Origin of the sequence: Nocardioides panacis (assembly GCF_019039255.1) — a bacterium.
In the GTDB taxonomy this organism is placed as follows: domain Bacteria; phylum Actinomycetota; class Actinomycetes; order Propionibacteriales; family Nocardioidaceae; genus Nocardioides_B; species Nocardioides_B panacis.
Window position 1 is genome coordinate 1,246,140 of record NZ_CP077062.1, and the last position, 21,293, is coordinate 1,267,432.

The following is a 21,293-nucleotide window of genomic DNA, read 5'->3' on the forward strand; positions in this document are numbered from 1 at the left end:
CGCTCAGTAGCCGCCGCGGCCCGAGGACGGCGACGCCGCGGCACCGGGCATCACCGCGTGCCCGGACGGCGACACGGCGTACCAGACGCCGCCGAAGCTCTTCACGCCCTCGCCCTTGACGTCGCCGGGAGCCGAGTCCTGGACGAACGTGTAGACCGGCCAGCCGCCGACGGTGACCGTCGAGCCGCCCCCGGCGACCTTCGCGCTGCCGACCGGCGCGGAGACCCCGGGCGGCGGGGTGGTCGAGGACGTCGGCGCGACGGACGGCCAGTAGGCCAGGCACTGCGCGGTGCAGCTGGAGTGGCCGGGAGTGTCCGCGGTGAGCAGGTAGACGGTGCGGCCGGAGTGGTCGACGAGGACGGTGCCCAGCGTGGTGTGGGCCGGGGCGAGCACCGCGCCGGAGGCCGCGGGGGAGGATCCGGCCGAGCTGCTGGTGGTGGACGGGGAGGAGCCGCCGCAGGCGCTGAGACCGGCTGCCAGGACGGCGCCGAGGACGAGGAGCTTGATCATGAGGGACCTCCTGGGGGACACCAGGAAAGACGGTTGCGGGCGTCCCCGGGTTCACCCGGCTACGGTGCGGGCATGAGCGAGTTCCCCGAGCCGGGCGGAGGCACGGCGGACCCCGCCGCGCTGTTCTCCCGCTACCTCGAGTTCTACCGGCGGACCGTGGCCCGCAAGGTGGCCTCCCTGCCGGCCGCCGAGCAGCGCGCGTCCCGGCTGCCGTCGGGCTGGTCGCCGCTCGAGCTCCTGGTGCACCTGGCCCACATGGAGCGCCGCTGGTTCGTCTGGGGCTTTCTGGGCGAGCCGGTCGACGACCCGTGGGGCGACGACCTCGACGGCCGGTGGCACGCGCCGGCCGACGTGACCGCCGTCCAGGTGGTGGCGCAGCTGCAGGAGGTGGGGGAGCGGACCACCGCGGTGCTGGCCGGGCACCGGCTCGACGAGCACGCGCCGCCCGGCCCGCGCTTCGACGGCGAGCCGGCGACTCTGGCGTGGATCTGCTTCCACGTGCTGCAGGAGTACGCCCGGCACGCGGGGCACCTCGACGTGGCGGTCGAGCTCGCCGGGGGGGACGTCGGCGAGTGAGCCGGCTCAGAGGCCGGTGACGCCCTCGCCGCCGTAGTGCTCGGACTGCTCGTCGAAGTTCTCGTGCTCGAGCAGGTGCAGGATCGGCACGCCGATCTTGCGGCGGGCCCGCGAGGTCCAGTCCACGTGGAAGAACTCCGCGATGACGTGCTTGCGGGTCAGGATGATCGCCTCCGCGGCCCGCACCTCGGCGACCTTGGCGGCGAGCGCCTCGATGGGCTCGGCGCTGACCACCTCGCCGGAGACGTCGGCACCCTGGCCCTTGAGCTTGCTGACGCAGCCGTCGCAGTCGGTGCGCGCCCGCTCGAGCAGCTCGCGCTGCACCTCGGCGATGTCCTGGCTGTCCATGACGAGGGCGGGGGAGGCGAGCACCTCGCTGGCCGCGATCGAGCCCATCGCGGACTCGACCCGGGCGGCGGCGTCCTCGACGGGCAGCAGCACGTGGTAGCGGACCGGGTCCTCCACGTCTCCGTGCAGGCTCCGGACCTGGGCAGCATCCTCGGCAGACAGCGGCTGCTCGACCAGCAGCACCACGTCGTAGGTCGTCGGCTCGCTCATGCCCACAGCGTAGTCCTGCCCGGGCCCCCGGGAGCCGCTCAGCCCCCCCAGCACCTCGGCCAGGTCGTAGCTGACGACCTCCTCGAGCTGCTCGTAGCCGCAGGACTCCGGGTCGCGGTCCGGGCGCCAGCGCTTGAACTGCGCGGTGTGCCGGAACCGGTTGCCCTCCATGTGGTCGTAGCCCACCTCGACGACCCGCTCGGGACGCAGCGGCGTGAACGACAGGTCCTTGCCCGCACTCCACCGGCTCTGGGTGCCCGGGACCCGGTCGGGGTTCGCGATCGCCCACTCGCTCCACTCGCCCCACGGGTGCTCCGAGAGGTCGGAGCAGACCAGCGGCTGCAGCTCCTCGACCAGCTCGGCGCGCCGCTTGGCGGTGAACGACGCCGAGACGCCGATGTGCTGCAGCCGGCCGTCGGCGTACAGGCCGAGGAGCAGCGAGCCGAGCAGCGGGTGCTCCGGGGTCGAGGTCTTGTGCAGCCGGTAGCCCGCGACGACCACGTCCGCGGTGCGCTCGTGCTTGATCTTCAGCATCGTGCGGCCGTTGGGGGTGTACGGCGCCCCGAGCGGCTTGGCGACCACGCCGTCCAGCCCGGCGCCCTCGAACGAGCTGAACCACCGCTCGGCCTCGGCCGGGTCGCCGGTCGTGCGGGTCAGGTGGATCGGGGGTACGACGCCCGCGAGCGCCTCCTCGAGCCGGGCCCGGCGCACCTCGAACGGCTGGTCCACCAGCGACTCGTCGCCGAGCGCGAGCAGGTCGAACGCGACGAAGCCGGCCGGCGTCTTCTCGGCCAGCATCTGCACCCGGGAGTCGGCCGGGTGGATCCGCTCCTGGAGCCGCTCGAACTCCAGCCGGTCGCCGATGGCCACGAAGATCTCGCCGTCCACGACGCAGCGCTCGGGCAGGGAGGCCTTGACGGCCTCGACGACCTCGGGGAAGTAGCGGGTGAGCGGCTTCGTGTTGCGGCTGGCCAGCTCGACCTCGTCGCCGTCGCGGAACACCAGGGCCCGGAACCCGTCCCACTTGGGCTCGAAGAGCAGCCCGCCGTGCTTGGCGGGGTCGGGGATGCCCTTCACGGACTTGGCGAGCATCGGCTGGACCGGAGGCATCACGGGGAGATCCACGCCCTCATCGTAGGCTGACCGGATGCCGATCCACCTGACCGAGCGAGACCCTCGCGTGCCCGCGGACCGGCTGGTCGCCGAGCTGGTGCCGCCGCCCCGGTTCGCCGACGTGAGCTTCGCGAGCTACCGCCCCGACCCGGGCCAGCCGAGCCAGGCGCAGGCCGTCGAGGTGCTGCAGGCCTTCGCCGGGACGGTCGGTGAGCGGCCCCGCAAGCGCCGCTGGGGCCGGTCCACCAGCGAGGCCGGCTCCGGCGGGGTCTACCTCGACGGCGGCTACGGCGTCGGCAAGACCCACCTGCTGGCGGCCCTGTGGCACACGGCGCCCGGGCCCAAGCTGTTCGCGACGTTCGTCGAGCTGACCCACCTCGTCGGCGCGCTTGGCTTCCACGACGCGGTCGCCGCCCTGTCGTCCTACACGCTGGTGTGCGTCGACGAGTTCGAGCTCGACGACCCGGGCGACACGGTGCTGGTCTCCACGCTGCTGACCCGGCTGCGCGAGGCGGGCGTGCGGCTGGCGGCCACCTCCAACACGCTGCCGGGCAGGCTCGGCGAGGGCCGCTTCGCCACCGACGACTTCCTGCGCGAGATCCAGGGGCTGGCCGCGGCCTTCGAGTCCGTGCGCATCGACGGCGAGGACTACCGGCACCGCGGGCTGCCCGAGGCGCCGGCCGCGCCGGACCTGGAGACGGTCCGCCGGACCGCCGAGCGCGAGGGGGCGAGCCTCGACCACTTCGTCGATCTCAGCCGGCACCTGGCGCAGGTGCACCCCAGCAAGTACGGCGCCCTGCTCGACGGGGTGCGCGTGGTGTGCCTGGAGGACGTCCGGACCGTCGACGACCAGGCCGTCGCGCTGCGGCTGGTGGTGCTCGCCGACCGGATGTACGACCGCGACCTGCCCGTGGTCGCCAGCGGCGTCACCTTCGACGCGCTGTTCGCCCCGCAGCTCCTCGAGGGGGGCTACCGCAAGAAGTACTTCCGGGCGATCAGCCGGCTGGTGGCCCTGGCCCGCGAGGGCGCGGACGTCGAGGCCTGAACCGTCGCCGGCTGGGCACACTGCTGGCATGGCGAAGTCGAGGAAGAAGCAGCCGTCCACCACCGAGGCGCTGACCGTCCCGCGCGGTCCGGTCGACCTGTCGACGTACGACGCGCACGGCAAGCCCGGCTTCGACGGGTCCAAGAAGAAGGGCAAGGCTGCGCTGTACGCGCTCGGCAAGGAGCTCTCGGACCTGCAGGAGCGGCTGTACGCCGAGGGCGTCAGCGGCGGCAACCGCCGGGTGCTGGTGGTGCTCCAGGGCATGGACACCTCCGGCAAGGGCGGCATCCTGCGGCACGCGATGGCGCTGGTCGACCCGCAGGGGCTGCACATCAAGGCGTTCAAGGCGCCGACCCCGGCCGAGCTCCGGCACGACTTCCTGTGGCGCGTGGAGCGCGAGGTGCCGGGGCCCGGGATGATCGGCGTCTTCGACCGCTCGCACTACGAGGACGTGCTGATCGCGCGGGTGCGCAAGCTCGTGCCGCGCCGCGAGATCAGCGCGCGCTACCGGCAGATCAACGCCTTCGAGAAGCGGCTGGCCGACGAGGGCACGGTGCTGGTCAAGCTCATGCTGCACATCTCCGCCGAGGAGCAGAAGCAGCGGCTGCTGGCCCGGCTGGACGAGCCCACCAAGCTGTGGAAGTTCAACCCCGGCGACATCGACGAGCGGCAGCGCTGGGGCTCCTACCAGGAGGCCTACGAGGTCGCCCTGGAGAAGACGAACACCGAGCACGCGCCCTGGCTCGTCGTGCCCAGCGACCGCAAGTGGTACCGCGACCTGGCCGTGGCGAACGTGCTGCGCGAGACGCTGGCCGCGATGGACCCGACCTGGCCGGGCCCGGACTTCGACGTCGCGCACGAGCGGGCCCGGCTGACCGGCGAGGTGCCCTCGGCGCACCGGTAGTCTCGCGCCGTGATCCGCACCGTCTCCGCGACCCGCTACGTCGCGCCCCTGCGCGAGGGCGGCTCGCTGCCCGGCATCGTCGAGGCCGACGACCTCGGCACCTACGTCTGCAAGTTCCGCGGCGCCGGCCAGGGGCTCAAGGTCCTGGTCGCCGAGGTGGTGGTCGGCGAGCTGGCCCGCGCCCTCGGCGTGCGCACCCCGGACCTGGTGGCGGTCGACCTCGAGGCGGCCATCGGGAAGTACGAGGCCGACGAGGAGGTCCAGGACCTGCTCACCGCGAGCATCGGCCTGAACCTCGGCGTGGACTTCCTGCCCGGCTCGTTCGGGTACGACGCCGGCTACACCCCCGACGACACGGTGGCCGCCTCGATCCTGTGGCTCGACGCGCTGACCGCCAACGTGGACCGCAGCTGGCGCAACCCGAACCTGCTGGTCTGGCACGGGGACCTGTGGGCGATCGACCACGGCGCCTGCCTGTACTTCCACCACGGCTGGTCCGGCGGGGTCGGGTCGGCCGAGCGGTTCGCCCACCAGCCCTACGACGCCTCCGACCACGTCCTGGCCGCGCACCGCTCCGCCGTGCCCGACCTCGACGCGGCGCTGGCGCCCCGGGTGACCGCCGACCTGCTGCACGACGTGCTCGCGCTGGTCCCCGACGAGTGGCTCGAGCCGGTCCCCGGTGCGGCCTCGGCGGCCGAGCTGCGGGCGTCGTACACCGCGTTCCTGCTGGCCCGGGTGAGCGGCGAGCGCTCCTGGCTGCCGGTCACGGGCGCGGCATGACCGCGCGGATGCCGTTCCAGTACGTCGTGCTGCGCTGCGTGCCGCGCGTGGACCGCGAGGAGTTCGTCAACGTCGGCGTCGTCGTCTACTGCCAGCAGGCCGAGGTGCTCGAGGCCCGCTGCCACGTCGACCGGGACCGCCTGGTCGCGCTCAGCCCCGACGTGGACGTGGACGCGGTGTGCTCGGCGCTGGCCGCGGTCGAGGCGGTCTGCCGCGGCGACGAGTCCGCCGGCGCGGCGGGCCGGGCCGCGCGGGGCACCCGGTTCGGGTTCGTGAAGGCACCGCGCAGCACCGTCGTGCAGCCGGGGCCGGTGCACGGCGGGACCACCACCGACCCGTCCGCCGAGCTCGAGCACCTGCTGGACCGCCTGGTCCGCTGATCGACGCTCCGGGTGGTCAGAGGTTGATCATGTGGCCGGCGATGCCCTCGACGGCCTCCTTGACGGCCTCGGACAGCGTCGGGTGCGCGAACACGTTGCGGGCGACCTCGTCGGCGGTGAGGTCCCAGCGCTGCGCGAGCGTCAGCGCCGGCAGCAGCTCGGTGACGTCGGGGCCGATCAGGTGGGCGCCGAGGATCTCGTTGTACTTCGCGTCGGCGACGATCTTGACGAAGCCGACCGCGTCGCCGAGGCCCTGGGCCTTGCCGTTGGCGGAGAACGGGAACTTCGCGACCTTGACGTCGTAGCCCTTCTCCTTGGCCTGCTCCTCGGAGTAGCCGAAGGACGCGATCTGCGGCTGGCAGTACGTCGCCCGCGGGATGAAGTCGAACGCCACCGGCATCGTCTCGGCGCCGGCGATCGTCTCGGCGGCCACGATGCCCATCGCCTCGGCGGTGTGCGCCAGCATCAGCTTGCCGGTGCAGTCGCCGATCGCGTAGACGCCCTCGACGTTGGTCCGGCCGAGCTCGTCGATCGCCACCGCGCCACGGTCGGTCAGCTGCACGCCGGCGGCCTCGAGGCCGAAGCCCTCGACGCGCGGGGCGAAGCCGATCGCCTGGAGCACCTTGTCGGTCTCGATGACCTGGGTCTCCCCGCCGTCGGCGGGCGAGACCTTCACCTTGACCTTGTCGCCCGAGTCGTCGATCGACTCGACCTTGGTCTTCAGCAGCACCTTCACGCCGAGCTTCTTGTAGTGCTTGAGGAGCTCCTTGGACACGTCGGCGTCCTCGGTCGGCACCATCCGGTCGAGGAACTCCACGATCGTCACGTCGACGCCGAAGTTCTTCATCACGTAGGCGAACTCCACGCCGATGGCGCCGGAGCCGGCGATCACGATGGACTCGGGCAGGTCGGCGTCGAGGATCTGCTCCTCGTAGGTCACCACGCGCTCGGACAGCGAGGTGCCCGGGATCAGCCGGGTGGTCGCGCCGGTGGCGATGATCAGGCTGTCGCAGGTCAGCTGCTCGGTGGAGCCGTCCTTCTTCTTCACGTCCAGCGTCTTGGGACCGGTCAGCGTGCCCCAGCCGTCCACCTCGGTGATCTTGTTCTTCTTCATCAGGAAGTGCACGCCCTTGACGATGCCCTCGGACACCGTGCGGCTGCGGGCGTGCGTCGGGCCGAAGTCCATCGACGCGTCGCCGGTGATCCCGAACTTGTCCTTCTCGTGGGTCAGGATGTGCGCGAGCTCGGCGTTGCGCAGCAGGGCCTTGGAGGGGATGCAGCCCACGTTGAGGCAGACCCCGCCCCAGTACTTGTCCTCCACGACGGCGACGCTCTTGCCGAGCTGGGAGGCGCGAATGGCAGCGACGTACCCACCGGGGCCGGCACCGAGGACGACGACGTCGTAGTGAGAGCTCATGCCCGAGAGCCTAGGGGGTGCCGCGAACCGAGCGCGAGGACGGTGCCGGACATCACGTCCGGGCGGCGGTCGGCTCGAGGCACCTCGGGGTGGCCGCTCAGACCGGGACGAGCTCGACGGCGCCGACTGCGTACCGCGCGAGGATCGTGCGGGCCACCTCCGGGTCGGCACCGAGCGGCTCCGACACGGCGACGGCGCCGGCCTCGACGGCGAGCTCCGCGGCCCGGTCCGGCAGCAGGCCGGGCGCCAGGAACAGCGAGCCGACGGCGATGTGCCGGCGGCCCTCGGCGCGGAACTGCCGGACGGCCTCGCCGGTGGCCGGGGGAGCGGCCGACGCGAACGCCGCCACCGTGGGCAGCTTGTGCTTGGCGCCCCACATGCGGGCCAGCCGGGCGACGGCCTGGTTGGCGAGCTGGTCCGAGGAGCCGGCCGCCGCGAGCACCAGGGCGTCGAGCTCGCGGATCCGGGCGTCGCTGAGCGCGGTGCGCAGCCGGCGGTCCAATACCTCCAGGAACACCGGCTCCAGGCCGAGCACGTGGGTGGCCCGGATCCGCAGGTTCTCGTGGCGGGCGGTGGCCGCGGCGATCGCCTCGGGCACGTCGACCTTGGCGTGGTAGGCCTCGGTGAGCAGCAGCGGGACGACGACGATCTCGTCGTACCCCGCCTTCACCAGCCGGTCGACGACCTGGGCGAAGGACGGCTTGGCCAGCTCGAGGAACGCCGGCTCGACACGCAGGTCGGGGCGCATGGCGCGGACCTCGTCGACGAGGGCCTTGATCGTGCGGGCGGAGCGGGGGTCGCGGCTGCCGTGGGCGAGGGCCACGAGGGCGGGTGCGGTCATGGGAGGGGCCTCCTGTCGGTGACGGGCCCGACAACACTGTCGGTGGTGCTGGTCGTGGGGTGACTCATTGGTGGATGCCGCACTCGGTCTTGCCGGTGCCGGCCCAGCGGCCGCTGCGCGGGTCCTCGCCCGGCGCGACCCGGCGGGTGCACGGCCAGCAGCCGATCGAGGGGTAGCCGTCGTACTGCAGCGGGTTGACCAGCACGTTGTTCTCGGCGATGTACCGGTCCACCTCCTCGCCGGTCCAGCGGGCCAGCGGCGAGACCTTGACCTTGCGCTTCTTCTCGTCCCAGCCGATGACCGGCGCGATCACCCGGTTGTGCGTCTCGTCGCGCCGCAGCCCGGTGGCCCACGCGTCGTAGGACTCCAGCGCGTCCTGGAGCGGCTTGACCTTGCGCAGCGCGCAGCACAGGTCGGGGTCCCGGTCGAACAGGTCCTTGCCGTACGCCGCGTCCTGCTCGGCCACCGTCTGGACGGGGGTGATGTTGATCAGGTTGACCGGCAGCGTCGCGGCGACGGCGTCGCGCGTGCCGATGGTCTCGGCGAAGTGGTAGCCGGTGTCGAGGAACACCACGTCGACGCCCGGGGCGACCCGGCCGGCGACGTGCGCGAGCACCGCGTCACCCATGGAGGAGGTGATCGCGAAGCGGGCGCCGAACGTCGCGACGGCCCACTCGATGATCACCTCGGCGGGGGCGAGCTCCAGCTCCGCGCCGGCGTGCCGGACGAGCTGCTGGAGCTCCGCCTCGGAGCGTCCCGCGGTGCTCGTGCCCTTGAAGGCACGGGCGGCTTCGGTGGTGGCAGTGGTCATCTCGGGGCCTCGGTCCGGGTGGGGCGGTCGATCATGCCGAGCATCTTGAGCGAGAAGGCGCGCAGGCAGGCGTGGCACTCCCAGGCGCCGTGCGACTCCTCGTTGGGCCGGAGGTTCTCGTCGCCGCAGTAGGGGCAGTGGAACGGGATGCCGCGGCCGCCGCTCACGAGACGACCTCCAGCTCGCGGTGGCCGACCTCGCCGCGCAGCGCGTCGTCCTCGGCGCGGCCGACCCAGGTCGCGAACCGCTCGCCCTCGGTGCGCTGCTCGAGGAACGCGCTGACCACGTTGGTGACGTAGTCGTCCAGCCCGGTGCTGGTGACCTTGTGGGCCCGCAGCTTCTTGCCGAACTGCGGCTCGAGGCCGAGCCCGCCGCCGAGGTGCACCTGGAAGCCCTCGACCTGGTTGCCGTCGGCGTCCAGGACGAGCTGGCCCTTGAGGCCGATGTCGGCGACCTGGGTGCGCGCGCAGGCGTTGGGGCAGCCGTTGACGTTGACCGTGATCGGCGTGTCCAGCTCGGGGAAGCGCCGCTCGAGCTCGGCGACCAGGTCGGCCGCGCGCTGCTTGGTCTCGACGATCGCGAGCTTGCAGAACTCGATGCCGGTGCAGGCCATCGTGCTGCGCCGCCAGTTGGACGGGGTGGCCGAGAGGCCGATCTCCTCGAGCGCGGCGACGAGTCCGGCGACCTGGTCCTCGGCGACGCCGAGCACCACGAGCTTCTGGTAGGCCGTGAAGCGGGCGCCCTCGGCGCCGTGCGCCTCGACGGCGTCGGCGAGCCGGGTGAGCACGGTGCCGGAGATCCGGCCGACGGTCGGCGCGACGCCGACGTAGAAACGGCCGTCCTTCTGCGGGTGGACGCCGATGTGGTCGCCGGTCGCCGTGGGGACCGGCGGGGAGTCGCAGTCGACCAGCGCGCGGTGGAGGTACTTCTCCTCCAGCACCTGGCGGAACTTCTCCACGCCCCAGTCCTGGACGAGGAACTTCAGGCGAGCCCGCGAGCGCAGCCGCCGGTAGCCGTAGTCGCGGAAGACCGAGATGACGGCCTCCCAGGCGTCGGCCACCTCGTCGAGCGGGATCCACACGCCGAGCTTCTTGGCGAGCATCGGGTTGGTGGACAGCCCGCCGCCGACCCAGAGGTCGAAGCCGGGGCCGTGCTCCGGGTGCGTGGTGCCGACGAACGACACGTCGTTGACCTCGGGCGCCACGTCCTGGCTGGGGTGGCCGGTCAGTGCGGTCTTGAACTTCCGCGGCAGGTTGGAGTACTCGGGGTTGCCGATGTAGCGGCGCTTGATCTCCTCGAGCGCCGCGGTGCCGTCGATGGTCTCCTCGGCCGACACGCCCGCGACCGGCGATCCCAGGAACGCGCGGGGGGAGTCCCCGCAGGCCTCCTGGGTCTCCAGGCCGACCGCCTCGAGCCGCTGCCAGATGGTCGGCACGTCCTCGATGCGGATCCAGTGGTACTGGATGTTCTGCCGGTCGGTGATGTCGGCCGTGTCGCGCCCGAAGTCGGTGGAGATGCTGCCGAGGGCGCGCAGCTGCGCCGGGCCGTGCAGGGCCCCGTCGGAGCGGACGCGGAGCATGAAGTACTCGTCGTCGAGCTCCTCGGGCTCCAGCGCACCGGTCTTGCCGCCGTCGAGCCCGGGCTTGCGCTGGGTGTAGAGGCCCCACCAGCGGAACCGGCCGCGCAGGTCGCCGCCGTCGATCGAGGAGAACCCGCGCTTGGAGTAGATGTTCTCGATGCGCGCCCGCACGTTGAGCGGGTTGTCGTCCTTCTTGGACTGCTCGTTCGGGTTCAGCGGCTCCCGGTAGCCGAGGGCCCACTGGCCCTCGCCGCGCTTGGGGCGGGGGCGGCCGGACCGGCCGGGACCGGTCGAGGCCGGGGTGCTGGCGGGGCTGCCGGCGGGGGTGGTGGCGGGGGTGGGTGTCACGGTGCTGCGCTCCTGGTGGAGAAGAGACGCACGACGCACGCAGGCAGCCTCCGACTTCGTTGTCGAGAGGGTGTCCCGGCGACCGCGCGCCCGGCTGGAAGGCTGGGCGGTCAGGCGGTGGGCCAGGACAGACAGATCATGCTGCGCGTACGACCGAGGTCCACGTGGAGTCGTCCCACGAGGTGCGTCGCCGTTGCGGAGCTGATCATGAGGGCAAGTCTCACGGCTCGGACGCCGGTCCCACAAACTGCGATCTTATGATGTGAGACGAGCGTCCAGGATGTGAAACAGTGACCGGCCCCTCGTGCCCCGCGCGGGGCGTCACTAGGCTGTCTGCCATGACGGAGTCGAACGCTGCCCAGTCGTCCCCTGCAGGCCCCGCCGACCGGTCGTCGGACCAGGAGAGCCTCGCCAAGACCGCCAGCACGGCGTACGACGCGATGCTCGAGGTGATCGCGTCGGTCGAGCCCCGTGTGGCCGAGGCCACACGCGCCGAGCTGCGCGACCAGCGGTCCTCGCTCAAGCTGATCGCCAGCGAGAACTACGCCTCGCCCGCGGTGCTGATGACGATGGGCACCTGGTTCAGCGACAAGTACGCCGAGGGCACGGTCGGCCACCGGTTCTACGCCGGCTGCCAGAACGTCGACACCGTCGAGTCGCTGGCCGCCGAGCACGCCCGCGAGCTGTTCGGGGCGCCGTACGCCTACGCCCAGCCGCACTCCGGCATCGACGCCAACCTGGTCGCCTTCTGGTCGATCCTCGCGCACCGCGTGGAGTCGCCGGCGCTGGAGAGGTACGCCGCCAAGAACGTCAACGAGCTCAGCGACGAGGACTGGGAGACGCTGCGCAAGGACCTCGGCAACCAGCGGATGCTCGGCATGTCCCTGGACTCCGGCGGCCACCTCACCCACGGCTTCCGCCCGAACATCAGCGGCAAGATGTTCAACCAGCGCTCCTACGGCACCGACCCCGAGACCGGCCTGCTCGACTACGACAAGGTGCGCGCGGCCGCGAAGGAGTTCAAGCCCCTGGTGCTGATCGCCGGCTACTCCGCCTACCCCCGCCGGGTGAACTTCGCCAAGATGCGCGAGATCGCCGACGAGGTCGGCGCCACGCTGATGGTCGACATGGCGCACTTCGCCGGTCTGGTCGCGGGCAAGGTGTTCACCGGTGAGGAGAACCCGGTGCCCTACGCCCACATCACCACCACCACGACCCACAAGTCGCTGCGCGGCCCGCGCGGCGGTCTGGTGCTGGCCACCGAGGAGTACGCCGACTCCGTGGACCGCGGCTGCCCGATGGTGCTCGGCGGCCCGCTCTCGCACGTGATGGCGGCCAAGGCGGTCGCGCTGGCCGAGGCGCGCCAGCCCGCGTTCCAGACCTACGCCCAGAACATCGCCGACAACGCCAAGTCGCTCGCCGAGGGGTTCATGTCCCGGGGCGCCAAGCTGGTCACCGACGGCACCGACAACCACATCGTGCTCCTCGACGTGTCGGCCTTCGGCCTCACCGGCCGCCAGGCCGAGTCGGCGCTGCTCGACGCCGGTGTCGTCACCAACCGCAACTCGGTCCCCGCGGACCCGAACGGCGCCTGGTACACCTCGGGCATCCGGTTCGGCACCCCCGCGCTGACCACCCGCGGCTTCGGCCACGACGAGTTCGACAAGGTCGCCGAGCTCGTGGTCGGCGTGCTGTCCGGGACGACGCCGGGCAGCACCAAGGCCGGCACGCCGTCCAAGGCCTCCTACGTCCTGGCGGACGGCGTCGCGGACCGCACCAAGGCCGCGTCGGCCGAGATGCTCGACAAGCACCCGCTCTACCCGGGCCTCGAGCTGCGCTGAGACCCATCCGGGGGGCGCACCACCGGCGAACCACCGGTGTGCGCCCCTACCTCTCGGAGTTCCTCGGCGCGTTCTTCCTCGTCTTCACCTTCCTGAGCACGTCGGTGGCGCCCCCCGAGCTGGCCGCCTTCGCGGTCGCGGCCGTGGTGGTCGCCGCCGTGTGGGCCGGGGCGCACCTCTCCGGCGGTCACTTCAACCCGGCGGTCACGCTCGCGACGTACCTCCGGCACCAGCTGTCGCTGGCCGACCTCTGGTCCTACTGGGCCGCGCAGCTGGCCGGCGCGTTCGCCGCGGCGCTGCTCACGATGACCGCGTTCCCGCGGCTCCCCGACGCCGTGGACGTGACCGGGGGCGCCGTCGTCCCGGCCCTGCTCGTGGAGTTCCTGTTCACGTTCGCGATCGTCTACGTCGTGCTGTCGACCCGGGTCTCGCCGTTCCAGGAGCAGAACGTCCTCTACGGCGTCGCGGTCGGCGTGGTGGTGCTGGTCGGGTCGCTCACCGTCCGCGGCGTGTCCGGGGCGGCGTTCAACCCCGCGGTCGCGTTCGGGATGACCGTCGACGGCGGGTTCGGGTGGCCGGGCATCTGGGTCTACCTCGTCGCGGAGACGGCCGGCGCGGTGGCGGCCGCCGCCGTCGCCCCGTCCGCCGCTCCGGCCATCCCCGCCGTCCGGCGCTCCCCCCAGCCCCGCTGACCCGGCGCCTCTGGCGGAGCGCCGGGCGCCGGAGTCGCCGGGTCAGGCGGGCGGGGTGGTCCGGGCGACGATGCTCGCGAGGTCGGTGCCGCGGGGGAGCGTGCCCAGCGTGCCGCCGTACTCCGTGCCGAGCCGGGTGGCGCAGAACGCGTCGGCGACGGCGGCGGGCGCGTGCTGCAGGAGCAGGGCGCCCTGCAGGCAGGCGGCCATCTGCCCGGCCAGCCGGCGGGCGCCGACCTCCATCTCGGAGGTGTCGGCCAGCGACTCGAGGACCGCGGTGATCGCCCGGTCCAGGTGCGGGTTCTCGCCGCTCGCCCGGCCGACCTCGACGATCCAGGCGTTCAGCGCCTCGGGCTCGCGGGACAGCGCGCGCAGCACGTCGAGGGCGTTGACGTTTCCGGAGCCCTCCCATACCGAGTTCAGCGGCGACTCGCGGAACAGCAGCGGCATCCCCGACTCCTCGACGTAGCCGTTCCCGCCCAGGCACTCCAGCGCCTCCGCGACCATCATCGGGGTGCGCTTGCAGACCCAGTACTTCGCCAGCGGCAGCGCGATCCGGCGCAGCGCCGCCTCGTGCGGGTCCCCGGCGTCGTCGACCGCGGCGGCCAGCCGCATGCCGAGCACGGTGGCGGCCTCGGACTCGACGGCCAGGTCGGCGATGACGTTCTGCATCAACGGCTTGTCGCCGAGCAGGCCGCCGAACGCCGAGCGGTGCGCGACGTGCCAGGACGCCTCGGCCAGGGCCCGGCGCATCAGCGACGCCGAGCCCAGCACGCAGTCCAGCCGGGTGGCGGCGACCATCTCGATGATCGTGCGGACGCCCCGGCCCTCGTCGCCGAGCCGCCGCGCCCAGGTGCCCCGCAGCTCCAGCTCGGAGGAGGCGTTCGACCGGTTGCCCAGCTTGTCCTTCAGCCGTACGACGTCCAGGCGGTTGCGGCTGCCGTCGTCGAGCACGCGCGGCACCAGGAAGCAGCTCAGTCCGCCGGCGGCCTGGGCCAGCACCAGGAACACGTCGTTCATGGGCGCGGACGTGAACCACTTGTGCCCGTCGAGGGTGTACTCCCCGTCGGCGGACGTCGGCGTCGCGGTGGTCACGTTGGCCCGGACGTCCGAGCCGCCCTGCTTCTCGGTCATCCCCATGCCGGCCAGCGCGCCGGCCTTGTCCGCGACCGGGCGCAGGCCGAAGTCGTAGGACGTCGACGCGAGCCGGGGCGTCCACTCCTTGGCGATCGCGTCGTCGGCCCGCAACGCCGGCACCGCGGCGTACGTCATGGAGATCGGGCAGCCGTGGCCCGGCTCGGTCTGGGACCAGGCGAAGAACCCGGCCGCCCGCCGGAGGTGGGCGTGCGGGTCGTCGGAGGTCCAGGGCGCGGCCTGCAGGCCGTAGCCGACCCCCCGCTCCATCAGCCAGTGCCAGGACGGGTGGAACCGGACCTCGTCGACGCGGTTGCCGTAGCGGTCGTAGGGCACCAGCTCGGGCTCGTGGGCGTTCGCCAGCCTCCCGTGCTCGCGGGCCTCGGCCGAGCTGGCCACCGCGCCGAGCTCCGCGAGGTCGGCCAGCACGTCGGCGGAGGCGTGCCGGGTGACCGCGTCCACCAGGGCGGCGTCGGAGGTCACGGTGTTGTGGTCGACGAGTGGCGGCGCCTGGTTCGCGCTTGCCCGGATGTCAGCGTCCATGTCGTTACCGTAGGGCCATGTCAGCGGAGACGGAGAGCGCACCCACGCTGCCGTCGACCCGTCTCGTGCGGTGGCGCGACACGCTGTGGCGGCTGGTCGTCTCGACCATCGGCACCTGCTTCCGCAACCGGGTGACCGGGCTCGCCGCGGAGGCCGCCTTCTTCGCGCTGCTGTCCCTCCCGCCGCTGCTGTTCGGGCTCGCCGGGTCGATCGGCTACGTGTTCGACAGCATCAACCCCGAGCAGGTCGAGCAGGTCCGCCGCTCGATCCTGGAGGTCTGCTCGCGGGCGCTGACCCCGCAGACCGTCGACGCGATCGTCCGGCCGACGCTGAACGACGTGTTCAAGGGCGGCCGCTTCGACGTCGTCTCGGTCGGCTTCATCCTGGCGCTGTGGTCCGGCTCGCGCGCCCTGAACGTCTTCGTGGACACCATCACGATCATGTACGGCCTCGGCGGGCACCGCGGCATCGTGAAGACCCGGGTGCTGTCCTTCTCCCTCTACGTCATGGGCCTGGTCACCGGCGTCGTCACGCTGCCGCTGGTGGTGGCCGGGCCACGGCTCGTCGACCGGGTGATCCCGGACCGGCTGAACTTCCTCAACGAGGTCTACTGGCCGATCGTCGTGGTGCTGTCGGTCTGCTTCCTCGCCACGCTCTACCACGTGTCGGTGCCGGTGCGGACGTCGTGGCGCTTCAACCTCCCCGGCGCCGCGCTGACGATGACGATCTGGGTGTTCGGCTCCTACCTGCTGCGCTGGGTGCTCACCGGTACGGCGAAGGGGTCCACGTCGATCTACGGCCCGCTGGCAGCGCCGATCGTGGTGATGCTCTGGCTCTACCTGCTCTCCATCGCGGTGCTGATCGGGGCGGCCCTCAACGCGGCCTTCGACCGGCTCTGGCCCGAGAAGGAGACCGCCCGGGCCCGGATGGAGATCGTCCGCAGGCTGCGCCTGCAGGCGATGGTCCCGCGGCTGCGGCGCAACGAGGAGGAGCAGGTCCGGTTCCCCGACGCGGCCGACATCGGGGACGAGCCGACGATCCAGGTGCCCCGGACCAGGCCCTGAAATGGCGTGCGGCGGTCCGCCCGGCCGCCGTACATTTCCCGGTGTGCTGGAGACGATCGGCTACGAACCCGAGATGGACCGGTGGGCCACGGCCGCCGACGCCCGTCTCGGCCGGGTGGTGCGCGTCGACCGGGGCCTGGCCTCGGTGCTCACCGAGACCGGCCCGCACCGCGCGGGGGTCGGTGGCGCGCTGCTGGCCCGGATGGCGGCCGACCCGACCGAGGGACCCTGCACCGGTGACTGGTGCGTGCTGCGCGAGTGGCCCGACCACCGGTTGACCCTGGAGCGCCTGCTCCCGCGGCGTACGGCGGTCGTGCGCGCGACCGCAGGGGAGCAGAGCCACGGCCAGGTGCTGTGCGCCAACGTCGACGTGGCCGCCGTCGTCGTCGCGCTGCACCCGGAGCCGGGCCTGGCCAAGGTCGAGCGGCTGGTCACGCTGGCCTGGGAGAGCGGGGCGCGACCACTGGTCGTGCTCAGCAAGGCGGACCTGGCCGGCGACGCGGACCTCGTCGCCGAGGACGTGGCGGAGGCCGCTCCGGGCGTCGAGGTGCTGGTGGTTAGCGTGGTCTCCGGCCGGGGGTCGACGAGCTGCGCCGGCGACTCGGGGGCCGGCTGACGATGGCGCTGCTCGGGTCCTCCGGGCACGGCAAGTCCTCGCTGACGAACGCGCTGGTGGGCGCGGAGGTGCTGACCACCCGCACGATCCGCGAGGACGGCCGGGGCCGGCACACGTCCGTGCGCCGCGAGCTGGTGCCGCTGCCCGGCGGCGGCGCGGTGATCGACACCCCCGGCCTGCGGGGCATCGGGCTGTTCGACGCCGCCGAGGGCGTCGCGCACACGTTCGCCGACGTCGAGGCGCTGGCCGCCCGGTGCCGGTTCAACGACTGCGCCCACCAGGGGGGAGCCGGGCTGCGCGGTCGCGGCCGCCCTGGAGGACGGCACGCTGCCGGTGCGCCGGTTCGAGAGCTGGCAGCACCTGCAGCGCGAGCTGCGCTGGGTCGCCTCCCGGTCCGACGTACGCCTGCGCGCCGAACGGGTCAAGGAGTCCAAGCGGCGGGACCGCGAGGCGGGGGAGGGCCGCACCCAACGCTGACCCGCGGTCGGGGCGCGCCGGCCGCCCAGTAGGTTGGTGCGTCATGGGAAACGTCAACCTGCCCACCCCGGTGGCCCTCGCCGGCGGCGCGATCTGCCTGCTCGGCGGCTACCTCGTGGGCGTCCTCGCCGGTCCGGAGACCGCCAGCCGGGCCACCGCGACCGTCGCGAGCTACGACACCGGCACCGGCCGGCTCTGCCTCGGCGGCGACGGCGTGCAGGACCAGGACGGCCTCGACGCGGACGGCCGGCTGTGCGGGACCTGGCGTCGCGCCGGCTCCTCCAGCACGCCGAGCGCGGGGGAGCGGTTCCGCTTCGTGACCGTCAGCGCCGGCGGGAGCGGGGACTCCGCGGGCGGGGACGGGCCGGTCACCGTGATCTACGGCGACGTCCTGCGGTGAGCGGACGACCGCGTGCCGTAGGTTCTGACCGTGCCTGACACCGTCGACGACGTGAGCCGTGGGCGGGTCCGCCTCCCGGCGATCACCCGGTCGCCGGTCTGGGAGCTCTCCCGCCGCATCCTGCTGGCGCTGGGGCTCCTCGGCTTCACCGTCGCGCTGGTGTACTTCGACCGGGCCGGCTACCGCGACAACGCGGACCCGACGCGGCACGTCGACCTGGTCGACGCGATCTACTACACGACCGTCACGCTGAGCACCACCGGCTACGGCGACATCGCGCCGGTCCTGCCGCACACCCGGCTCATCAACGCCTTCGTCCTCACGCCGCTGCGCATCGGCTTCCTGGTGCTGCTGATCGGTACGACGCTCGAGGTGCTGGCCACCCAGGGACGCGAGAGCTTCCGGATCTCCCGTTGGAGGAAGACCATGGACGACCACGTCATCATCATCGGCTACGGCACGAAGGGCCGCAGCGCCGTCGAGACCCTGGTCAGCAACGGGGTCGACCGGGAGCGGATCGTCGTCGTGGACCCGAGCAGCACCGCGCTCGGCGAGGCGCACGCCGACGGGCTCGCCGTGGTGACCGGCGACGCCACCCGCCGCGAGGTGCTGCGCCGGGCGGGCGTGGCGGAGGCCAAGCAGGTCATCATCACGACCGACCGCGACGACTCGACGGTGCTGGCCACCCTGAACGTCCGGCAGCTCAACCCGGACACCTACGTCGTGGCCGCGGTCCGCGAGTCCGACAACGTCCAGCTGGTCCGGCAGAGCGGCGCGGACTCGGTGATCACCTCCTCCGACGCAGTGGGCCGGCTCCTCGGCCTGTCCTCCCTGAGCCCGACGCTGGGCAGCGTGATGGAGGACCTGCTGACCTACGGCGAGGGCCTCGAGGTGGCCGAGCGCGACCTGCTCGTGCAGGAGGTCGGCAAGCAGCCGCAGTCCCTGCCGGACCAGGTGATCGCGGTGGTCCGCGACGGGGTGGTGCACCGCTACTTCGACCCGACCGTCACCCAGCTGGCCCGCGGCGACCGCCTGGTCGTCGTACGCCCGGCGCAGGAGCTGCCGTGGGCGCCCCGCCCGGGCACCCACGGCGAGGCACTCTCCGACGAGGACGACTGAGCGTCCTCAGCCGGCCGGGGCGTCGAGCAGCCCGGCGGTGGCCAGCAGCGGCCGGGCGCCCGCCGGCTCGGCGCGGACCGCGAGCGTCCGTCCGCACGCCCGGAGGTCGCCGCGCACCCGCAGCAGCGGCCCGACGCCACAGGGCTCGAACCGGCAGATCCCGGCGAGGTCGACCACCACGTCGCGCTGCGGCATGTGCGCGACCACCCACGTCAGGCCGTCGGCCAGGTGCTCGACCGTGCGCTCGTCGAGCGCGCCGGTGAGCAGCACCTCGACCGCGTCACCGTCGGGACAGCGGCGCATGTCGAGGGAGAAGTAGGGATCCTGTGTGGGCTGCTGCCCCTGCGACGGCATGGCCGCACCCGCGATTCCCGAGGGTCCGGGCCGCTGCTTGACCGGGGAGACTCGATGTCGTGCGTCTCCGGGACGGGGCCGCCCCGATGGCGGTCGCTCCGTGCCCGGCGCCGGTGACGCTACGCCCGGGCGGATGTGTTGTCCATCACATCCACGGGTGTCCGTCAGCCGCGGTCGGCGAGCGCCTGCTCGTGGGTGTCGTAGATGTGCAGCAGCTGGTCGAGGCCGAGCACCCGGATCAGCTTGCGGGTCTGCGGCGTGGGGTGCACCACCGCGAACCGGGCGCCCATGGTCTCGGCGGCCCGGTGGGACTTGACCAGCACCCCGAGGCCGGTGGAGTCGATGAAGGTCACCCGCGCGAAGTCGAGCAGGACCTGCTGGTAGCCGTCGGCCAGGGCGCCGGTGACGGCGTCGGCGACGGTGTCCGCGGTGGCTGCGTCGATCTCGCCGGCGGCCGTGACGACCGCGTGGTCGGCGCGATCCTCGATGTCAACGCGCAGAAGCATGAAGGTGAGTTCCTCGTTCGGCGAGCGGTGGCTCGTCTGTTCGATGTCCGGACCGACTGTTTGACCCGGCGCCGCGGCAGTGACCGCGCGGTGTACCAGCCTAGCGGAACCGGGCGGTGCGGGCGGTGATACATCCGTCCGGGTGCGAGTCGAACACCTGTTCGCAAACGTGCCATGCTGGTGCCCATGGCGGCAGGCGGCATGGGTGGGCGGCGCGGCATCCCGATGTCCGAACGGGTCCGGCCGGCCCGATCGACGTACGACGACTGCCCGGCGCGGCACTGCTGGGTCGCCGACGCACTGGACGGCCACGGGGTGAAGCGGCCGGGACTGCTGGTCGAGTGGCGACAGGCCGCCGGGGGCTGGGAGGGGCGCGTGGTGTACGTCGCCGCTGCCCGTCCCGACCGGTGGGTGCTCGTCGAGGAGTGGGTCGCCGCCACGCTGCTCACGCCGCTGTGAGGGCGGATGGCCGTGCGGCCGGGTGAATGATTCCCCGCTCTCTGGGCACGCCCTCGGGACGCGGCATCGTCGTGGGGTCAAGCAGCTGGCTCCGTGCGCCGCGTTCGAGAAGGGCGGACCCTTCCTGCGGTGCTCGTGACCGTAGGAGGGGTCCTGCCTGTGCGACGGGACGGTTACCCGTCCCGCGACGGTCGCGGTATCTTTCCTGTCGGCTCGAGCACGCGGGCCGGGGGCCGTGCAGCAACGAGATGCAGGGGATGACGATGGCGAGCGGGCAGAGGGCCACCGCCGAGACGCTGGGTGTGGGGCGGCCGCAGCGCATCGGCCGCTACTCCTACTCGGTCGGCGACGACGCCTGGTGGTGGTCGGACACCTTCTTCCGGATCCTCGGCTTCGAGCCGGGAGAGGTCCGGGCGTCCCCGTCCGTGCTGGCCTCGCACCTGCGCCCCGACGGCATGGACCGGGGCATCGACGCGGTGCAGTCCGCGTTCGACACCGGGGAGCCGTTCAGCTTCCACACCCAGATCGTCGACGGCGACGGCCGGGACCGCACGGTCCTGCTCGCCGGCCACGGGGAGCCCGGTGACGACGGCTCGATCGTCCAGGTGCAGGGCTACCTGGTGGACCTCACCGACGCGCGGCGGGACGCCAGCCGGGACGACGTGCAGGAGGCGCTGGCGGGCGCGCTGGACCACCGCGCGGTGATCGAGCAGGCCAAGGGCGTGCTGATGCTGGCACACGGGGTGGACGCGGACGAGTCCTTCGCGCTGCTGCGCGCCTACTCCCAGGACCACAACGTGAAGGTCCGCGACCTCGCCGACCGGCTCGTCGAGCTCGTCGCCAAGGACGGGCGTCCCGACGAGGGCTTCCTGCGCAAGGTGCTGCAGATCTTCGACGTCGACTGACCGGGACGGCCCGCAGCGCCGGGGCAGACGGAGCGCCCCGCCGGACCTGGGGGATTGAGACGGGGCGCTCCTGGGAGGGGCAGCTGCGTGAACCCTCCGTAGGCACGGTCTACCCGCGCGGGCCGCTGCGGAAGCCTTGTCTGGACAACTCTCGGGGAGGGGGGCCGGCCCGCGCCCGACATGCGGGCTGTCTGCTCAACCCCGGACCTCGACACGGGCCGGCAACGGCGCTGCGGCCGATGCCCCCGCACGGGGTCCGGATGCGGTGACCTCCCGAGCGTACGCCCGGCAGGCGGCCGCGCCACGAAAAATGGCCCCGGT

Annotated in this window: 22 protein-coding genes and 1 pseudogene; 13 read left to right on the forward strand and 10 right to left on the reverse strand. The window is 72.7% G+C overall.

Annotated features, from left to right (window positions below; all coding sequences use genetic code 11):
* Positions 1 to 3: 3 nt before the first annotated feature.
* Complete coding sequence (locus KRR39_RS06040; RefSeq protein WP_216941185.1) at positions 4 to 510, reverse strand: COG4315 family predicted lipoprotein; 507 nt, start codon at positions 508 to 510, stop codon at positions 4 to 6.
* A 72-nt stretch (positions 511 to 582) separates the two neighbouring features.
* Here KRR39_RS06040 and KRR39_RS06045 point away from each other — a divergent pair, with 72 nt between their 5' ends.
* Positions 583 to 1,086 (forward strand): mycothiol transferase, encoded by a 504-nt coding sequence (locus KRR39_RS06045; protein WP_216941186.1) that lies wholly within the window; start codon positions 583 to 585, stop codon positions 1,084 to 1,086.
* 6 nt (positions 1,087 to 1,092) lie between these two features.
* On the opposite strand, the gene KRR39_RS25945 is transcribed toward KRR39_RS06045, so the two are convergent.
* Positions 1,093 to 2,769 (reverse strand): ATP-dependent DNA ligase, encoded by a 1,677-nt coding sequence (locus tag KRR39_RS25945; protein WP_254185549.1) that lies wholly within the window; start codon positions 2,767 to 2,769, stop codon positions 1,093 to 1,095.
* 22 nt (positions 2,770 to 2,791) lie between these two features.
* Here KRR39_RS25945 and zapE point away from each other — a divergent pair, with 22 nt between their 5' ends.
* Genes zapE through KRR39_RS06075 form a run of 4 tightly spaced genes read left to right on the forward strand, consistent with a single transcriptional unit; the run spans position 2,792 to position 5,866 of the window.
* Entirely contained in the window at positions 2,792 to 3,802 is a 1,011-nt protein-coding gene (zapE, locus tag KRR39_RS06060) for a cell division protein ZapE (protein WP_216941187.1), read from the forward strand.
* Positions 3,803 to 3,830: 28 nt separating this feature from the next.
* Positions 3,831 to 4,706, forward strand: a complete 876-nt coding sequence (locus tag KRR39_RS06065) for a PPK2 family polyphosphate kinase (RefSeq protein ID WP_216941188.1) — start codon at positions 3,831 to 3,833, stop codon at positions 4,704 to 4,706.
* A 9-nt stretch (positions 4,707 to 4,715) separates the two neighbouring features.
* Positions 4,716 to 5,486: a HipA family kinase gene (locus tag KRR39_RS06070; RefSeq protein WP_216941189.1), complete on the forward strand. Its 771-nt coding sequence runs from the start codon at positions 4,716 to 4,718 to the stop codon at positions 5,484 to 5,486.
* Entirely contained in the window at positions 5,483 to 5,866 is a 384-nt protein-coding gene (locus KRR39_RS06075) for a DUF3037 domain-containing protein (protein ID WP_216941190.1), read from the forward strand. Before KRR39_RS06070 ends, KRR39_RS06075 begins: the two co-directional genes overlap by 4 nt.
* Before the next feature lie 16 nt (positions 5,867 to 5,882).
* Here the strand turns inward: KRR39_RS06075 and lpdA are convergent, their stop codons facing one another.
* From lpdA to KRR39_RS06100, 5 genes are all read right to left on the reverse strand, one after another.
* Positions 5,883 to 7,283 carry a dihydrolipoyl dehydrogenase gene (gene lpdA, locus KRR39_RS06080; RefSeq protein WP_216941191.1) on the reverse strand — a complete coding sequence of 467 codons (1,401 nt, stop codon included), beginning with the start codon at positions 7,281 to 7,283 and terminating at the stop codon, positions 5,883 to 5,885.
* 97 nt (positions 7,284 to 7,380) lie between these two features.
* Entirely contained in the window at positions 7,381 to 8,124 is a 744-nt protein-coding gene (locus KRR39_RS06085) for a sirohydrochlorin chelatase (RefSeq protein WP_216941192.1), read from the reverse strand.
* A gap of 64 nt (positions 8,125 to 8,188) precedes the next feature.
* Positions 8,189 to 8,935, reverse strand: coding sequence for a phosphoadenylyl-sulfate reductase (locus KRR39_RS06090; RefSeq protein WP_216941193.1), 747 nt, complete (start codon positions 8,933 to 8,935; stop codon positions 8,189 to 8,191).
* Positions 8,932 to 9,102 (reverse strand): hypothetical protein, encoded by a 171-nt coding sequence (locus KRR39_RS06095; protein ID WP_216941194.1) that lies wholly within the window; start codon positions 9,100 to 9,102, stop codon positions 8,932 to 8,934. The genes KRR39_RS06090 and KRR39_RS06095 overlap by 4 nt, the downstream gene beginning before the upstream one ends.
* Entirely contained in the window at positions 9,099 to 10,862 is a 1,764-nt protein-coding gene (locus KRR39_RS06100; RefSeq protein WP_216941195.1) for a nitrite/sulfite reductase, read from the reverse strand. The genes KRR39_RS06095 and KRR39_RS06100 overlap by 4 nt, the downstream gene beginning before the upstream one ends.
* Positions 10,863 to 11,200: 338 nt before the next feature.
* Between KRR39_RS06100 and KRR39_RS06105 the strand changes: the two genes are divergently transcribed.
* Together KRR39_RS06105 and KRR39_RS06110 are read left to right on the forward strand one after the other, a co-directional pair.
* Entirely contained in the window at positions 11,201 to 12,703 is a 1,503-nt protein-coding gene (locus KRR39_RS06105) for a glycine hydroxymethyltransferase (protein ID WP_216941196.1), read from the forward strand.
* A gap of 38 nt (positions 12,704 to 12,741) precedes the next feature.
* Positions 12,742 to 13,395, forward strand: a complete 654-nt coding sequence (locus tag KRR39_RS06110) for an aquaporin (protein WP_216941197.1) — start codon at positions 12,742 to 12,744, stop codon at positions 13,393 to 13,395.
* A gap of 42 nt (positions 13,396 to 13,437) precedes the next feature.
* On the opposite strand, the gene KRR39_RS06115 is transcribed toward KRR39_RS06110, so the two are convergent.
* Complete coding sequence (locus KRR39_RS06115) at positions 13,438 to 15,072, reverse strand: acyl-CoA dehydrogenase family protein (protein WP_216941198.1); 1,635 nt, start codon at positions 15,070 to 15,072, stop codon at positions 13,438 to 13,440.
* A 17-nt stretch (positions 15,073 to 15,089) separates the two neighbouring features.
* Between KRR39_RS06115 and KRR39_RS06120 the strand changes: the two genes are divergently transcribed.
* The 4 genes and pseudogenes from KRR39_RS06120 (at position 15,090) to KRR39_RS06135 (ending at position 18,748) form a co-directional block, all read left to right on the forward strand.
* Positions 15,090 to 16,136, forward strand: a complete 1,047-nt coding sequence (locus tag KRR39_RS06120; RefSeq protein WP_216941199.1) for a YihY/virulence factor BrkB family protein — start codon at positions 15,090 to 15,092, stop codon at positions 16,134 to 16,136.
* A 202-nt stretch (positions 16,137 to 16,338) separates the two neighbouring features.
* Positions 16,339 to 17,261: pseudogene (gene rsgA, locus KRR39_RS06125) on the forward strand (ribosome small subunit-dependent GTPase A).
* A gap of 11 nt (positions 17,262 to 17,272) precedes the next feature.
* Positions 17,273 to 17,629: a hypothetical protein gene (locus tag KRR39_RS06130; RefSeq protein WP_216941200.1), complete on the forward strand. Its 357-nt coding sequence runs from the start codon at positions 17,273 to 17,275 to the stop codon at positions 17,627 to 17,629.
* A gap of 30 nt (positions 17,630 to 17,659) precedes the next feature.
* The gene (locus tag KRR39_RS06135; RefSeq protein WP_216941201.1) at positions 17,660 to 18,748 is read left to right on the forward strand and encodes a potassium channel family protein; all 1,089 of its coding nucleotides are present in this window, start codon (positions 17,660 to 17,662) and stop codon (positions 18,746 to 18,748) included.
* 6 nt (positions 18,749 to 18,754) lie between these two features.
* Here KRR39_RS06135 and KRR39_RS06140 read toward each other — a convergent pair whose 3' ends face one another.
* Entirely contained in the window at positions 18,755 to 19,102 is a 348-nt protein-coding gene (locus KRR39_RS06140) for an STAS domain-containing protein (protein WP_216941202.1), read from the reverse strand.
* Between the two features lie 164 nt (positions 19,103 to 19,266).
* Entirely contained in the window at positions 19,267 to 19,608 is a 342-nt protein-coding gene (locus tag KRR39_RS06145; RefSeq protein ID WP_216941203.1) for an STAS domain-containing protein, read from the reverse strand.
* A gap of 186 nt (positions 19,609 to 19,794) precedes the next feature.
* On the opposite strand from KRR39_RS06145, the gene KRR39_RS06150 reads away from it, so the two are divergent.
* Together KRR39_RS06150 and KRR39_RS06155 are read left to right on the forward strand one after the other, a co-directional pair.
* The gene (locus KRR39_RS06150) at positions 19,795 to 20,067 is read left to right on the forward strand and encodes a hypothetical protein (RefSeq protein ID WP_216941204.1); all 273 of its coding nucleotides are present in this window, start codon (positions 19,795 to 19,797) and stop codon (positions 20,065 to 20,067) included.
* Positions 20,068 to 20,324: 257 nt separating this feature from the next.
* Positions 20,325 to 20,972 carry a PAS and ANTAR domain-containing protein gene (locus tag KRR39_RS06155; RefSeq protein WP_216941205.1) on the forward strand — a complete coding sequence of 216 codons (648 nt, stop codon included), beginning with the start codon at positions 20,325 to 20,327 and terminating at the stop codon, positions 20,970 to 20,972.
* Positions 20,973 to 21,293: the final 321 nt, after the last annotated feature.

Excerpts from the sequence above, each read along its gene's own strand:
- KRR39_RS06150 (WP_216941204.1), top strand. The coding sequence starts at position 19,795 with ATGGCGGCAGGCGGCATGGGTGGGCGGCGCGGCATCCCGATGTCCGAA.
- KRR39_RS06085 (WP_216941192.1), bottom strand. The coding sequence starts at position 8,124 with ATGACCGCACCCGCCCTCGTGGCCCTCGCCCACGGCAGCCGCGACCCC.
- KRR39_RS06115 (WP_216941198.1), bottom strand. The coding sequence starts at position 15,072 with ATGGACGCTGACATCCGGGCAAGCGCGAACCAGGCGCCGCCACTCGTC.
- KRR39_RS06090 (WP_216941193.1), bottom strand. The coding sequence starts at position 8,935 with ATGACCACTGCCACCACCGAAGCCGCCCGTGCCTTCAAGGGCACGAGC.
- lpdA (WP_216941191.1), bottom strand. The coding sequence starts at position 7,283 with ATGAGCTCTCACTACGACGTCGTCGTCCTCGGTGCCGGCCCCGGTGGG.
- KRR39_RS06140 (WP_216941202.1), bottom strand. The coding sequence starts at position 19,102 with ATGCCGTCGCAGGGGCAGCAGCCCACACAGGATCCCTACTTCTCCCTC.
- KRR39_RS06045 (WP_216941186.1), top strand. The coding sequence starts at position 583 with ATGAGCGAGTTCCCCGAGCCGGGCGGAGGCACGGCGGACCCCGCCGCG.
- zapE (WP_216941187.1), top strand. The coding sequence starts at position 2,792 with ATGCCGATCCACCTGACCGAGCGAGACCCTCGCGTGCCCGCGGACCGG.
- KRR39_RS06145 (WP_216941203.1), bottom strand. The coding sequence starts at position 19,608 with ATGCTTCTGCGCGTTGACATCGAGGATCGCGCCGACCACGCGGTCGTC.
- KRR39_RS06120 (WP_216941199.1), top strand. The coding sequence starts at position 15,090 with ATGTCAGCGGAGACGGAGAGCGCACCCACGCTGCCGTCGACCCGTCTC.
- KRR39_RS06130 (WP_216941200.1), top strand. The coding sequence starts at position 17,273 with ATGGGAAACGTCAACCTGCCCACCCCGGTGGCCCTCGCCGGCGGCGCG.
- KRR39_RS06040 (WP_216941185.1), bottom strand. The coding sequence starts at position 510 with ATGATCAAGCTCCTCGTCCTCGGCGCCGTCCTGGCAGCCGGTCTCAGC.
- KRR39_RS06065 (WP_216941188.1), top strand. The coding sequence starts at position 3,831 with ATGGCGAAGTCGAGGAAGAAGCAGCCGTCCACCACCGAGGCGCTGACC.
- KRR39_RS06075 (WP_216941190.1), top strand. The coding sequence starts at position 5,483 with ATGACCGCGCGGATGCCGTTCCAGTACGTCGTGCTGCGCTGCGTGCCG.
- KRR39_RS06155 (WP_216941205.1), top strand. The coding sequence starts at position 20,325 with ATGACGATGGCGAGCGGGCAGAGGGCCACCGCCGAGACGCTGGGTGTG.
- KRR39_RS06105 (WP_216941196.1), top strand. The coding sequence starts at position 11,201 with ATGACGGAGTCGAACGCTGCCCAGTCGTCCCCTGCAGGCCCCGCCGAC.